At 64.4% G+C, this 13,174-nt stretch carries 11 protein-coding genes; 6 read left to right on the top strand and 5 right to left on the bottom strand.

Annotated elements, in window-relative coordinates:
• Nucleotides 1–11: 11 nt before the first annotated feature.
• Genes CSQ99_RS30670 through CSQ99_RS00105 form a run of 5 tightly spaced genes read right to left on the bottom strand, consistent with a single transcriptional unit; the run spans nucleotide 12 to nucleotide 6,228 of the window.
• Nucleotides 12–1,388 (bottom strand): lipopolysaccharide biosynthesis protein, encoded by a 1,377-nt coding sequence (locus tag CSQ99_RS30670; RefSeq protein ID WP_141562643.1) that lies wholly within the window; start codon nucleotides 1,386–1,388, stop codon nucleotides 12–14.
• Nucleotides 1,385–2,284: a hypothetical protein gene (locus CSQ99_RS00120; protein ID WP_141562642.1), complete on the bottom strand. Its 900-nt coding sequence runs from the start codon at nucleotides 2,282–2,284 to the stop codon at nucleotides 1,385–1,387. Before CSQ99_RS00120 ends, CSQ99_RS30670 begins: the two co-directional genes overlap by 4 nt.
• Nucleotides 2,281–4,236, bottom strand: coding sequence for a hypothetical protein (locus CSQ99_RS00115; protein ID WP_099037020.1), 1,956 nt, complete (start codon nucleotides 4,234–4,236; stop codon nucleotides 2,281–2,283). Before CSQ99_RS00115 ends, CSQ99_RS00120 begins: the two co-directional genes overlap by 4 nt.
• Nucleotides 4,233–5,438: a glycosyltransferase family 4 protein gene (locus tag CSQ99_RS00110; protein ID WP_099037019.1), complete on the bottom strand. Its 1,206-nt coding sequence runs from the start codon at nucleotides 5,436–5,438 to the stop codon at nucleotides 4,233–4,235. Before CSQ99_RS00110 ends, CSQ99_RS00115 begins: the two co-directional genes overlap by 4 nt.
• Entirely contained in the window at nucleotides 5,425–6,228 is an 804-nt protein-coding gene (locus tag CSQ99_RS00105) for a glycosyltransferase family 2 protein (protein WP_218014570.1), read from the bottom strand. Before CSQ99_RS00105 ends, CSQ99_RS00110 begins: the two co-directional genes overlap by 14 nt.
• A gap of 681 nt (nucleotides 6,229–6,909) precedes the next feature.
• On the opposite strand from CSQ99_RS00105, the gene CSQ99_RS00100 reads away from it, so the two are divergent.
• The 6 genes from CSQ99_RS00100 (at nucleotide 6,910) to upp (ending at nucleotide 13,138) form a co-directional block, all read left to right on the top strand.
• Nucleotides 6,910–7,875, top strand: a complete 966-nt coding sequence (locus tag CSQ99_RS00100; RefSeq protein WP_099037018.1) for an SGNH/GDSL hydrolase family protein — start codon at nucleotides 6,910–6,912, stop codon at nucleotides 7,873–7,875.
• Entirely contained in the window at nucleotides 7,872–9,011 is a 1,140-nt protein-coding gene (locus CSQ99_RS00095; protein WP_176560796.1) for a glycosyltransferase family 4 protein, read from the top strand. Before CSQ99_RS00100 ends, CSQ99_RS00095 begins: the two co-directional genes overlap by 4 nt.
• Complete coding sequence (locus tag CSQ99_RS00090) at nucleotides 9,008–10,336, top strand: hypothetical protein (protein ID WP_099037016.1); 1,329 nt, start codon at nucleotides 9,008–9,010, stop codon at nucleotides 10,334–10,336. The genes CSQ99_RS00095 and CSQ99_RS00090 overlap by 4 nt, the downstream gene beginning before the upstream one ends.
• Nucleotides 10,337–10,377: 41 nt before the next feature.
• Nucleotides 10,378–11,568 carry a beta-ketoacyl synthase N-terminal-like domain-containing protein gene (locus CSQ99_RS00085; protein ID WP_099037015.1) on the top strand — a complete coding sequence of 397 codons (1,191 nt, stop codon included), beginning with the start codon at nucleotides 10,378–10,380 and terminating at the stop codon, nucleotides 11,566–11,568.
• A gap of 24 nt (nucleotides 11,569–11,592) precedes the next feature.
• Complete coding sequence (locus CSQ99_RS00080) at nucleotides 11,593–12,447, top strand: FAD-binding protein (RefSeq protein ID WP_099037014.1); 855 nt, start codon at nucleotides 11,593–11,595, stop codon at nucleotides 12,445–12,447.
• A gap of 67 nt (nucleotides 12,448–12,514) precedes the next feature.
• On the top strand, nucleotides 12,515–13,138 hold the full coding sequence (gene upp, locus CSQ99_RS00075) for a uracil phosphoribosyltransferase (protein ID WP_099037013.1): 624 nt from the start codon (nucleotides 12,515–12,517) through the stop codon (nucleotides 13,136–13,138).
• Nucleotides 13,139–13,174 lie beyond the last annotated feature (36 nt).

Genomic DNA, 13,174 nt, shown 5'->3' with positions numbered 1-13,174 from the left:
CCTGCAGAACCTTAATGGTCGGCCGCCTGGATCGCCACCGGCACAATGTCTTCCATTGTTCGCTCGGCGACGTCACCGTCAGTCGGTGCAGTGCCACCGAAGACGTTTCGCCAGCGCGCGATCACCCATGCAGCACCGGCTAACTGGCTGACCAGCCAACACACGCCGACACCGATGATTCCCATGGAGGGCAACACGATCCACGCACCGATGACGCAGCCCGCGAGCATGCCGCCGTTGAGCATCAGTGCCGTGTACGTGCGATCGGTAACCCTCAGCACGGCCACAGCGATATTCGTGATTGCATCGGGGATCGCCGAGAGCGTGAGTACCAACAGCAGGCCGTACCCGTTTACGACATAGTCTGCACCGAACAGCCCGAGAATGAACTGTCCGCCGATCAGGTAGACGATCATCGGGCCGGTCAGCAGGGCACCCACGAACATGAAGCAGCGCCGCACCAGTTGCGGCATCGCGTGCGGGTTCGCAGCGCCCTCGACGAACAGCGCGGCCGATATGGCCGGGCTGATGATGAAGAAAATGGATCCCAGCATCCAGGTGATGTAGAAGTACGCGTTGTCAGTGGCCGACAGTCGGGCGTACACCACAACCGGCAGAACGTAGCCGGCGAGCATGGCGGTCACCGTGATGAGGTGCTGGCCGATCAGCGACGACGCCATCTGGCGCAGGTGCAGAGGCAGTTCCGTGAAGCTGGGTCGTAACGAGTGGCCGGACCGGGATCCGAAGGTCGCGACCGTGCACACCAGGGACAGGGCCGCAGCGACCGTCCAGGCGAAGAGGATCGAATCCGCGCCGCTAAGCGCCAACACGGGAATGAAGATCAACGGGATCCGCAACCCGCACAGCACCATGTTGCGTACCAGCAGCAAGCCGCCGCGGTGTTCTGCCACGGCGATGTAGTCGATGACGAGGCCGACGGCGAAGAATGCGCACGCCGCGCAGAAGAGTGTTGCCCCCGCGGGTGTCGCGAGCTGAGGCAGCGTGTTGAAACCCAGGCCGAGTACGCCCACGACGAAAACGGCACCTACCGTGGCGGTCACGATCGATACGAGCATCGCCGTGGTGACCCGCTGCCGCCACTCCAGGGCCGTCGTGCAACGGGGCAGCCACTCCACGAGCGCCGCCGCGGCGCCGATGCTGGCGATCAGGACGGTCGCCTGGATGGCGCTGGTGGTCGCGGCAGCCGTACCGTTCACCTCACGGCTGAAAAGCCTTGCGGCGATGAGCCAGAAGGCGTATCCCAGCATTGAGGTCAGTACGGTACTTGTCATGATTGCGAGACTGTTGCGCATCATCGGGTCGGTCAATGCGCCCCGGAGCTTGGCGCTCAGGCCCACAGGCGCCGCGTCGACATCGTGCTCACTCATTTGACCTCCAAGACGGTGGAAATGAATCCTGGTGCGGGGACAGCTGTCCCGTCGGTTGTAGCGGGCACAACGGTCACTGCGACCACGTGCCCACCCCGATTCATCGGTGCTGCGAACGTGACGGCGCCGTCCACGGTGCTCGTCGCACCCGGCTCGTCGGGCTCGGTGGAGGGGCCGACATCGATGGCGACGTTGTCGACCGGTGAACCGTCGACGGTCACGCTGACGCTCGCCGAAGTTGTCGACAGGTCGTATCCGTAGCCGCGCAAGACCCAGTTGAGCCGGACCTGGCCTCCGGGGGCGGCATCGGCGATGCGACCGTCGACAAATTGCGGAGTGTCGATGAACCCGAGTGAGGCGTACCGCTCGACGTGATGCGGCTGGATCGCCTCGGCCACGACCAGCGCCAGGGCAATAGCCGCGACGGAACAGATCACCGCGCCAACGTCCTTCATCCGGCGCCTGGGTTCCCCCGGCAGGGTGGCTGTAGTACCGACGTCGGCGGTGTACGTATGGACGTTGTGCGAGCGGCGCCACTGGCTCGCGACCGTCGCGGGAAGTCCCACAACCCCGACGCCGATCGCCAAACTGGTTGCATTGATCGATGTTCCGATCAGGTTCAGGATCAGCGCAGTAGCCAGCCACAGCATCAGCCCGAACAGCACAGTCAACGGCAGCCGGATCGCCTGGTCCTCCCGCTCACCGAAGAGCAATCTTGTCAGAGCCGCACCTGGCAGGATCATGAGTACGCCCGCGGCGACTATCCGGACCGGCCACGGCGCCTGCGTCATCGACCCGAACATTGCCAGGACGAGCACAGCCGTGGGAATCGCGTACCCCATCAGGCTATGGCGCACCCCGGTCACGCGTGGCGGACGAGACTGTAAGTCGGTCATGATGTTCCCCTCGGTTGCATCGCGATTGGCATCAGATCCAGCCGGTAGACCCGCAGATGCTCGGTGGTGATGACCCGGGTCGCCCACGGCACGGAATCGAGGCGCGTCAGGTTGGTCATCGGCGTGGCCCGCCCGCGTAGCGGGTCGTTCTCGCCGAAGTTGTGCCCGTTGAAGGGTGCCTCCTCGCCCATCCTGACGTCGACCACGAGGAAGTTGTAGTCGGACGAGACCAGCATGCCGGCCAGCTCAGGGCTTGGATCCTCGCTGGACTGAACCAGCTGCCAGGCGGGGAAGCCTGGTGAGGGAGCAGCCAGGATCATGCCGCCGTACGCGGCCAGCTGGAGCCTGGTGTACGAGTCCGAGACCACGCGGACGCGTCCTACTTCACCATTGAGATCCCTTGCGACGGTGCGGGCTTCGTCGCTGGCGGAGTTGGTGTCGGTACCCCATCGGAACGGGCTCGGGAAGCGGTAAGGGTCGTTCAAGCCACCGCCGACATTTCCGACGACGAGCGCAGCGAACAGTGTCACCAGCACCGGTACCCGCTGTGTCGCCAGCAGCCAACGCGGGCGGTTCTGCGGCCGGTGCACGACCACCATCGCGACGATCAGGGCGACGCCGACGTAGGCGAATCCCCACGACCGTCGTGCTCCTTCCGCCCCCGACGGCGCCAGGATGAACGGTAGCGACGCAAAATAGAAGAGACCGAAGACCACGAACCCCCACGTAGTCGAATCGAGCCGGATCTGCCGCCGGCGCAACATCATCGCCGCGGCGATGACCACGCCTGCCAACAACAGCGGCGCCGCCGCGGTCAGCAGTTGCTCCCACATCGGCTGCACATTGGCGGCCAGGAGCTGGCGTCCGGTGTCGGGCTTCTCCGTCGTCATGGTCTGGAGCTGATCCACCGAATTGCCGAAGTAAGGCTCGAGATACACCAATGTCGGGCGGGCGGCGAAGATCACCCAGCCCGCGGCGATGGCGAGCACGGCGGTCCACATCAGCCACCAGGTCAGCAATTCACCTCGGATCGAACCGCCGCCTCCGCCGGACCGGCGGCTTAGCAACAGAGTTCGGACGGTCGCGGTCGCCACCACCGTCGACATCGCCAGTATGAGAAAAACGGTGCTCAGATGGTGGACGACGACGCAACAGAAGGCGGTCATCATCGCCGTCGCGACGAAGGCCCACCGCCGTCGCGACGTGTCCCGCGCGGCAATCGTCGTCAGCGCCAACGTCCACAGGAAGAAATTGATCGCAATGCTCTCGTAGGCGTACTGCGTATCGAAGTAGATGGCAGAGGGATTGATGCCGTAGATGAGCGCGGCGATAGCGCCGGCCCGGGCAGATGACAACAGTTTCTCGCCCAGGAGGAACATCGCGAACAGTCCGAGGATGTGCATGAGGAGCACGACGAGTGCGCCCGCGGCCCAGATGCTGAGTCCGCTGAATGAATGCGTGGTCACTGTCAGCGCAGACGTTCCTGGGAAGTATTGAACGATCGGGATGACGGTGTTGGGCCGGAATAGCTGACCGGCGGAGGCAGCGTCCACCGCTTCCCGCCAGTGCGCGTATTCGTCGTGGTAGCGCGGTTCACCCGGATTCCGGAGGAACTTCGGGACTGCGGTGAGCACGCCGATCAGCAGGATCGTCCACAGTCGGGCGGTCCGATCGGTGCCGACGGCGCTGAGCTTCAGCGTCGCGGGCAGAAGGGCGCCGAGCATTCCGATCCAGAAGACCAGGTAGTAGACATCGGCTGGAAAGGCCTGTGCAGACAGCCGATATGACAAGCCGATGACGATGATGCCGATGGCGGCTGCGCCGATAGTCAACGGCCATGCGGGTGGACGCCACGTGCGGCGGTAGGGCACAAGGCTTTCTGGATCCGGCGTTCCGATATCCCGAGTCTCGGCCGAGTCGGCGAGATCGAGGGGCGCTGCGACGATCGTCACGCGGTCTTTCCTTCAGCTATGTGCTTTTCGATCGCCCTCTGCACGTCCTGCCAGGAGTGAGGGTCATCGAATCGGCTGTCGCGCCGCGCCACAACGTCGAGCAGTGCGTTGCGCAGTGCGTGAACATCGTTCGGCGGCACCAGAACTGCACCCTCGTAGTCGCGGACGGCCTCGACCAGCCCGCCCACGGAGTACATCACGACGTGCAGTCCGGCGCTCATCGCGATCTGCAAGGGCCCACTGGCCGAACCGCGCCGGTAGGGCAATACGACCACGTCCGCACGCGCGAAGTACTCCGCCGCTTCGGCGTCGTTGACATACCGGTTCACGAAGTTGATCCGGTCGCGGTGTCGGCTGGCCGCGATGGCCTCCGCAGGCAGCGTGCACTGCTCCCAGGTCTCGCCGACGATGTCGATCTCGAACTGTGCCGCTTCGAGATCCGACATCCCGTCGAGCGCGTAGACCAGATCTTCCAACCCCTTGTACGGCCTGATCAGACCAAAGAAGAGCACCCTGGTCCGAGCGCTCGTGCGCGCCGTCGCGGATAGCTGTTTTACGACGTGGTCGTATGGGCCGTGCGGGGCGATCGACACCGGGACGTTTCGGAGGAGATCCACCCCGAAGGTCGATATCAACAGGTCCACATCGTGGCTGTTGTGACAGATTACCCCCGCCGACTGGGCCACCAGCGTGCGCAGGTTTCGCCGAGCGTAGGAGGCGACCAGCGGGATTCGAGCCTCGCCGGTGTCCTGCGCTTCGTGGAACTCGATGACTATTGGAATGCCAATGCGTTTCGCGACGAGGGCGAGCATGAGGTACGTATGCAACGTCGCGGCCGTCCACCACTGCAGGACGATGACGTCCGGTTGTAAGGTCCGGAGCGTGCGTGCGACCTGCGCCATTGACCGGCCCCAGTACCAGTTGAGCTCACCGATCGCTCGTACTCGCTCGTCATAGGTCAGCGACGTCAGGTCGTGCCCGACCCGCGCCGCCCCGGGGTACAGGAACTTGGGAACAAGCCGGTCGATCAACAGCACCGACACATCGTGCGAGTCGGCCAGCGCGTTGGCCAGCCGGCAGGTGTAGACAGATAGGCCGCTAAGGAACCGAAAACCCGGTCCCACCAGCAGGACTCGCTTGGAGTCGGAACTAGGCGGCAGCTTGAGCTGCCTGCATGTGGACAGTGCCTCAGGTTGCGGCATTGACCATCTCTTCGTCGGGCCACTCGTCGTGGGCCATGATCGACTGCGGCATCGGAACGACGACGCGTGCGAGCTCGTAGGCACGTTCGGGCAGGGTGACCGGCTTGCGCAGGCGGACCATCAGCAAGATCCATATGCAGGAGAACCCGTCGCGCCACGTGATCTTCTTGCCATGCATCAGGTCGCGGCCGTTGTAGGTGATCGGCACCTCGTAGGGCCGGATGCCTGCGCGCAGCATGGACGCGGTGAGCTCGGTGTCGAGGCCGAAACCCTCTTGAGCGAGTGCTAGCGCTCGGAAGTGCTCCAGCGGAACAAGTTTGAAACAGGTATGCATGTCGGTCAAGCATGCGTCGTACATGAGGTTGGCCGCGACGGTAGTGGCACGGCCGCCCATGGCGAAGCGGTACGACGGGAACCGAGTATTCATGCCGAACACCCGCGACCCGAAGACGTGGTCCGAGAAGCCCTCGATGACGGGCGTCACCATCGAGGGGATGTCCGTCGGGGAGTACTCGAGATCGGCATCCAGGATGATGACGTGCGTTCCGGTGGCCTTGCGGACCCCGGTCAGCACGGCTGCGCCCTTCCCCCGGTTCACGGGGTGACACAGCACGGTGGCGCCGCGGCTGCCATATTCGCGGATGAGCCGGCCGGTGCCGTCGGTGCTGCCGTCGTCCACGACGATCAGCTCGACTGAGCACGGGTAGTCGACGGCGAGCACTCGGTCGATTGCGTCGGTGATGGTGGACGCCTCGTTGTAGACCGGCATGACGATCGAAAGCCTGATCACGATCTTCCCCCAAAGAGGTTCATGTGAGGCCGTGGCCTCGGAAATTGCGGGCGAGCGGGTGCTCCTGCGTCGGCGACTTCGACGACGTCCCCTTCAACTGGCGTTAGCAGGCATCCGCATCAGCCAATGATGTGCAGTTTGCTGAATCTAAGCAATTTGCGCAAGTCCGAATATTTTCTGGCTTGCGTCGGCTCGGCCCAGGGCGAGAAGACATTGTTTGCTAAATCTGCACCAGTATGTGTAAGACGCTGCTCACGTCGTGTGTTGTCCGGTGGCCGGGAGATTGGCTGCCGGACGCTCGAACGACCTACCGAAGGATCGTGAAGATCTTTGAAGTCGCGTAGCCCGAAGTCGGCCTCGGTGGCGGCGCTTTCGGCTCCTGCCATCCGCCTGATAGGCACGTTAACTGCAGGTTATCGTTGATTTTCGCCCAGTGATCGATGTTGCACCACACGCTCGGGTCAGTTACGTTACCGCTGGGTGGCGTCAGCTGACGGTGTGGTCTCCTCCAGCCGCGATCGCGAGTGTGGACTGGGTCACACAGGATGCGACGGTACTAGCTAAGTGTTACTGTCAGCAAACACGAGAGACTTTTCTAGCTCTTGATCCGCGCGTCAATTTTCACAGGTCGGCACCGGAGCCGGTCAACGGAGATTCTTATCAGGAAGTTCGTTGCTAAAGATGGATAAGCAAGCACAATTGCCAGGAAGTCGCCGTGCCGCTTCCAAGCCGCGTCCTGGCCTCTGGGTACGGCGGGCGGCGCGCATCGCAGTCGCTACCTCCCTTGTTGGTGGTCTCGGCTGGTGGGTCGCCACTGCATCGGCCACCGACCCCGTGGCAGCTGCGGATTCCTATTACGTCTCGATCGGCGATTCCTACGCAGCCGGCTATCGCCCCAGCTTCATGGGACCGGGCGCCACCTCACGTGACGGCTTCGCGTACCGGGTTGAGGAGAAGCTGCGTTCCGGAAGCGAAGATGTCAGGCTTGTCAACTTCGCGTGTTCAGGCACCACGGCCTACGGAATGGCCTTCGACAAGGGGTGCGCAGACGACGCCCGGGCCCCCGGTGGACCGGAGTACACGGACACCCCTCAAGCCGCGGCAGCGGTCGATTTCATTTCCGAGCATCGCGATCGGATCAAGCTGGTGACGCTCGGCATCGGCGCCAACGATCTGCTTCGGTGTGCCAACGAGGCCGACCCCGCGCAACGGCAGACATGTGCCGAGGCGGAGGTCCCTCGCGTCCGGTTGAGTCTGGACTCTGTGCTGGAACGCATCCGGGCAGCGGTCGGCCCGAACGTGCCCATCGTCGGCGTCTCCTATATCAACGTGTACCTGGCTGATGCGCTCAAGCCGGACGGTTCAGCGAAGGCCGACGCCGCGACCATCCTGTTCCAGAACTACCTGAACCCGACGCTGGCGCAGACATATTCGAAGTACGGCGCGAAGTTCGTCGATACCACCGCGCTGGCCGGGGGCTATCTGCCAAGCACCGATAAGACCTATCTGGAAGGTCATGGCACCGTGCCCGCGTCGATCGGCCGGGTATGCAGTCTGACCTACTACTGCACCGACAACGACCCGCATCCGAATCGCGCGGGCCACGACCTGATCGCCGGCGAGGTCGAGAAGGCGGTCGGACTGTGACCACTCCCGCTATCACGCTGGTGACACCGGGATTCGCGCCCGATACCGGCGGTGTCGAAGCGCACACGTCCGCGCTCGCGGAGGAGTTGGCGCGGTCCGGTGTGGATGTCGAGGTGCTGACGGCCAGCCGTGACCTCACCCGGCCAACGGTGACCGAGTACCGCGGATGCCGGGTGGTCACGTATCCGGCGTGGCGGTTGCGCGCGATGTCGATCTCACCTCAACTCGTGCGGGCAGCCGTCCGGCGCCGCGGAATCGGGCGCGTGATGCATGTCCACAGTTATCACGCGACGACGGCCCTCGCGGTCTTCGGTCCGTCCGCGCCGACGGTGTTCACGCCTCACTACCACGGCCGGCGCGGACACTCGCGCGCTGCGGACCTTCTGCACCTCGGCTTTTTTCACGTCGGCAAGAGACTCTTCCGTAGGTGCGCGGCCGTCGTCTGCGTGTCGGAGGCAGAACGCCGGTTGTTGTTGCGTGACTTTCCATTCCTGGCAGACAAGGTGTCGGTGATTCCCAACGGCATCTCCGCCGCCGAGATCCGGCGCGCCGAAGCGTTCCCCAGTGAGCCACCGACCGTCCTCTGTGTTGGACGGCTCGAGTCCTACAAGCGGGTCGCCGACGTCGTCAGGGCATTCGGGGACGTACCGGAACCTGCGCAGTTGGTAATCGTGGGCGACGGTGGTCAACGTGAAGAGGTCATCTCGCTTGCAACCGATCTCGATCTAGCACATCGCGTTCGGGTGTTGGGCAAGGTGACCGACTGCGAGCTGCACAGATGGCTGAAGACGGCGCACGTCTTCGTGTCGATGTCGGAGCGCGAGGCTTTCGGCATCGCCCCGCTGGAGGCGGCCAGTGCCGGCGCCCGAGTGATCGTGAGTGATCTGCCCGCTCACCGCGAGATCGTCGCGGACTTTCTGGGCGACGGTGCCGTGATCCAGAGCGACAGGTCTGCAAGCGCGCTGGCGGCGCAGATCCGTCATCAGCTCGCCCATCCACGCGAACAGGCGGCCCAAGTGCCGGACTGGCGCGACGTTACCGCCAATACCGCGGAGATCTACCGGTCATCAGTGGCCGGCCAAGCAATACCGCTGTCCTGCAATGTAACTGTTCCCGACAAGGAGATATTCGCATGAGTGATCTGCCCGTTGGCCGGGGGGCCCGCACGAGCTACCTCGACCGCACCTGGCTGAACCATTGGACTGTTCTGGGCTTGGCGCCCATCGTTGCCCCCGATATCGACGAGGTGCACGCGAAGTACGTCGAGTTCATGGAGTCCGACCCGACCCACCCGTTGTGCTGCACTCTCGAGGAGGGCGGGACGCGCTGGCGTCCGGTCCCGGCCGGGCAGCGACGCGCGCACGTAGAACGAATCATTGTGCGAGGTCCTTCCTGTGACCGCGAGGATCCCTTCACCTACCTGGTCGACAATCAGCCGCCGGACGGGTACAACGCCCCGTTCAAGGTGGTGATCGGTGGCGACTCGATCACCTCCTACTTCGCCCACGCCACAGGTGATGCCGCGGTGTTCTCCCCGTTCTCGGTGCTGATGTCGCTCGGCGACATCGAGGGCTTGAAGCCGTTGCGTGCCAATGCCGGACTGGGCGTGGCAGGCAAGATCTTCCTGAAAGAGGCGTCCGCGCACTGGCGCGACTGGTGGGACCACAGCCGTTCAGCACAGGTCGTAACACCGACCGCGAGGGTGGCGGCCGGCCCGGTCGCGCAGCCGACCGGCACGACCACCGCCGTCGGAATGAAGCTGTCAAACGAAGAGTTCGGACGCTTCAAGGCGTGGCGGAAGGCGAACTACCCTGATCTGTCGACGACCGCGCTGATGGCGTCGGCGGCGTACCGCGCGCTGGCCGGTCAGGGATTGCCGGTGAATCCCGCTGGGTTCTACACCCTGGTCGACCTGCGGCGCCATCTGCCCAAGAACCAGGCGTTGCGCCCCGGCAACCTCGCGAAGAGCGTGTTCATTCCCGCAGACATGGACAGCCCGTGGGATGTCTCGACCGGTCTGAAGCGTCTCGTCGACACGTCGCGCGGGGTGCCGGCACTGTTGGCGGGGGCCGTCTCGGCTGCACTGCGCCGGGAATCACATGATGAGGCCCCATCGGGGCCTGGTCCCCTCACGATGACGTTCAACTCGATGGCGCGCCTCCCGGGTCTTGAACACGTGCCGTGGTCTGAGCTCAGTCAAGCGCAGTACTTCACGATGTCGTATCCGGCTGGTGCGAACGGTGTCAGTGTTGCGGCAGTCTCCGTCGAGGGCCAGCTCATCTTCTCGGTGTCATTTGATCCCGGCGTTCTCGACAAGGACGCTGTGCAAGCCGCTCTGGAGCAGTTGCGCGATATGGCGTCGCTACTGCCTGCGGCATCTCTCGAATTGGCAATTCCAGGCCCGCAGGAAGTCTCGGCGTCGGCGATGCACGCCTACGCCAGCCGCAACGGCGCGCAGTAACAAATCATCTACACGGCTACCAGACGTAACGGAGAATCACTATGTCCAGCAACGGAATCGACATCGTCGGCTTGGGTGTCGTCAGCGGCTACGGGTGGGGTCGCGACGTCTTCTGGGAGGGCGTATCCAGCGGTAAGCCCGCAGCGCGATTGGTCGGCGGCTACGGCGAAGACCACACGGAATCGGCGTGGCTCGCCCTGGTTCCAGAGGGCGGCGACGCGGAGGACGGTGAGGGGCTGTTCGGACGCGCCTTCATGGCCGCGGGCCGGGAAGCCGTCGCCGATGCCAGGGCCAGGGGATGGGTGCCGGGTGCGCGCGTCGGAGTGATCAGCGTCGGCTGCTTCTCTGATCAGTACGGGTGGACTGAGTTCTGCTCCGGGCGTGCGCGGCGTTCCCGGGATTTCGTACGGGTGCTGCCCTCGACGCCGGTGGCGATGTTCATGCACGAGTTCGGCTTCCATGGCCCGTCGATGATGGTGTCGGCCACCTGTGCGTCGACGAACAACGCATTGCTCATGGCGAAACTGTGGTTGGACGCCGACAAGGTGGACGACGTGGTGGTGGTGGCCGCGGATCTGTCCTTCACGCCGGAGGTCGTCGCCGGATTCACGCGGCTGGGTGCTGCGGCGGTCGATATCGAACCGCTTGATGCCTGCCGGCCGTTTCAGGACGGTGGTAAGGGTTTCGGCCCCGGTGAGGCGGCTGTCGGGTTCGTCATGTCCTCGCGACAGCTCGCGGGCTTCTTGACGGTGTCGCGTGCGGCGCCGTACGGGGCGCTGCTGGGTGGGGCGATGACGTGCGATGCCCACCATGCCACCGGAATGGACCCCTCGCATGCCGAGGTGATCCGGTGTGTGGCCGAGGCGATCGACGATGCCGGCGTCGCGCCCGAGGAGGTGGGTTACCTCAATGCGCACGGCACCGGAACTCAGCAGTGCAGCGACGCCGAAACCCATGTCCTGGACGAGGTTTTCGGTGCCGACGTTCCGCACATCTATGCGCTCAAGCCGTTGGTGGGTCATTGTCTGGCCAGCGCGGGGGCGATCGAACTGGCGGGCACCCTGATGGGTTATGAGCACAAGCAGGTTCCGGCGTCTCGGGTCGTGAGCACCGCGCACCCGCGCCTGCTCGATGGTCTGACTCCGCTCGAAGGTGGACTGACCCTCAAGACGTCGATGGGGATGGGCGGATACAACTCCGCCGTCGTCGTGGGCCCAGCGGCCGGTATCTGATGGGCCGCGATTGGGGTGGCAGAGATGAGCCGAGCTGAGTTAGTAGACATTCTGTGCATCGGATCCGGCAGTGCGGGAATGGCTGTCGGGATCGCCGAGGCGGACGCCGGCTTGAAAGTGTTGGTCGTCGAGCTGAATCGAGAGGTCATATCGCCAACGCGGTCGGTCGGTGCCTCCGTTGAGTCATGGACGACTCTGCTCCAGAGGCGCTGGGGTGTAGAGGAATTCAACTCATCAATCAACGACTACCTCGAGGAGTTGACGAGCAGCCTGGGGCCACCGGCGCATGCGAAGGCGAGTCGTCACCTGCCGATCGGCACAGTCGAGACATTCACCGATAGAAAGGCTGATCCGACCCAATCCGTGCCGCCGTTCCACGGCGCGGAACTGGCCACGTGGGCGCGTGAATGCCTCACTTCGCCGTTCGGATTGATGCTCAGCCGGGTCAGCTCGCCGATGTTGACGTCGATGCGCAAGGTCGATGGCCCGACGATCAGGGCGGGCCTCATCGCGCCCGTCCCGACGAGCCGGAGCCGCGAAATGACCGTTCGGCAGTGGTTGTCCGGGCTGGCGCGGGAAAAAGGTGTCACGGTCCAGGAGTCGTGCGCAGTTCGGCGACTGATCTTCCACGACGGCCAGCTCGTCGGCGCGGTGTTTGACACACCCGACGGCGTCCGTACGGTACGGACCCGCCGCGGTGTACTGCTCGGCACGAGCTGTTCTGCAGGCGACGACACATTGGCGATCTTGCCGATGGCGCTCGGCAGCGACACCACACTCTGCGTAGTCGGCAGGCCGGCTAGTCGCTTCGCCCGGCTGGAATTCCTCCGCAGCGCAGCGTCTTACAGCCAGTGCGCGGCACCAGGTCGCCTCGCATGACTTCGTTCTCCGGATAACGTCCCGGCTTTGCGCTCCTGGTCGCATCGGTTCCATTAATGTGCGGCCCATGGATGTGCGCGTCGTGGACCACCCGCTCGCCGCCGCGCGGCTGACCACACTGCGCGACGTGACCACCGATAACGCGGCGTTCCGTGCTGCCCTTCGCGACCTCACCCTCATGCTGGTGTACGAGGCAACCCGCGACGCCGCCACCGAAACCGTCCCGGTCCGCACACCGCTCGCGGAGACGACCGGGTGCCGATTGGCCAACCCGCCGCTACTCGTACCCGTCCTGCGCGCCGGCCTTGGCATGGTCGACCAGGCGCACGCGTTGATCCCAGAGGCACGTGTCGGCTTCGTCGGTGTCGCGCGGGACGAAGAGACACACGAACCCACTCCGTATTTGGAATCGCTGCCCGACGATCTGAGTGCTCAACCCGTATTTGTCCTAGACCCGATGCTGGCCACAGGCGGCTCCATGGCCCACACCATCGAACTGCTGCAAGCCCGCGGTGTCGCCGATGTGACTGCGATCTGTGTCGTGGTCGCCCCCGAAGGCCTTGCGGCATTGGAAGAGGTGGCCCCGAATCTGCGCCTGTTCACGGCTGCGATCGACGAGCGTCTCAACGAGATCGCCTATATCGTCCCGGGGCTGGGCGATGCGGGCGACCGCCAATTCGGACCGCGCTAGCTGCGTACTGAGAGCGCCGCCCGCCGCTAGGACCAG

It is taken from the genome of Mycobacterium neglectum, from assembly GCF_002591975.1.
Taxonomy (GTDB): Bacteria; Actinomycetota; Actinomycetes; order Mycobacteriales; family Mycobacteriaceae; genus Mycobacterium; species Mycobacterium neglectum.
This window is presented reverse-complemented; position numbering and strand designations above follow the sequence as displayed.

Excerpts from the sequence above, each read along its gene's own strand:
- upp (WP_099037013.1), top strand. The coding sequence starts at position 12,515 with ATGGATGTGCGCGTCGTGGACCACCCGCTCGCCGCCGCGCGGCTGACC.
- CSQ99_RS00080 (WP_099037014.1), top strand. The coding sequence starts at position 11,593 with ATGAGCCGAGCTGAGTTAGTAGACATTCTGTGCATCGGATCCGGCAGT.
- CSQ99_RS00110 (WP_099037019.1), bottom strand. The coding sequence starts at position 5,438 with ATGCCGCAACCTGAGGCACTGTCCACATGCAGGCAGCTCAAGCTGCCG.
- CSQ99_RS30670 (WP_141562643.1), bottom strand. The coding sequence starts at position 1,388 with ATGAGTGAGCACGATGTCGACGCGGCGCCTGTGGGCCTGAGCGCCAAG.
- CSQ99_RS00085 (WP_099037015.1), top strand. The coding sequence starts at position 10,378 with ATGTCCAGCAACGGAATCGACATCGTCGGCTTGGGTGTCGTCAGCGGC.
- CSQ99_RS00090 (WP_099037016.1), top strand. The coding sequence starts at position 9,008 with ATGAGTGATCTGCCCGTTGGCCGGGGGGCCCGCACGAGCTACCTCGAC.
- CSQ99_RS00120 (WP_141562642.1), bottom strand. The coding sequence starts at position 2,284 with ATGACCGACTTACAGTCTCGTCCGCCACGCGTGACCGGGGTGCGCCAT.
- CSQ99_RS00100 (WP_099037018.1), top strand. The coding sequence starts at position 6,910 with ATGGATAAGCAAGCACAATTGCCAGGAAGTCGCCGTGCCGCTTCCAAG.